The organism is Enterobacter sp. EC_50, assembly GCF_019584525.1.
Lineage (GTDB): Bacteria > Pseudomonadota > Gammaproteobacteria > Enterobacterales > Enterobacteriaceae > Enterobacter > Enterobacter roggenkampii.
Genome location: NZ_VDAF01000090.1, coordinates 1 through 418, shown reverse-complemented (window position 1 = coordinate 418; position 418 = coordinate 1). Strand labels below are relative to the sequence as shown.

The 418-nt window shown below is 51.2% G+C and carries 1 pseudogene; it reads right to left on the bottom strand.

Annotated elements, in window-relative coordinates:
* Positions 1-418, bottom strand: a pseudogene (gene mdoG / locus FHC48_RS23105) (glucans biosynthesis protein MdoG); the annotation flags it as partial.

Sequence of the window (418 nt, the reverse complement as noted above, 5' to 3'; positions counted from 1 at the left end):
ACAGACCAAAGCCTTGCGGGTTTTCCATGGAGAAGCTGCTGACCGCTAAATGTTTCGGGTTATTCAACGGACGCCAGATCCATTCGCCATTACCGGCATGGATAGAGAGACCGTTAGAGTCGTGCAACTCCGGACGATAGTTATTTGCAGGCGACGGTTGGTTCGGCCCAAACAGGAACATACTGGTTAACGGTGCAACCCCCAGTTTGCCGACTTTATCGCGCAGATAGATTTTCGACTGCACATCCACAACCGTGTCACGCCCTGGCATAACCACGAATTTGTAAGCACCTGTCGCACGCGGCGAGTCAAGCAATGCATAGATGGTTAAACGTTTATCAGTCGGTTTTGGACGCTCGATCCAGAACTCTTTGAAGCGCGGAAATTCTTCACCCGATGGCAAGGCGGTATCAATTGC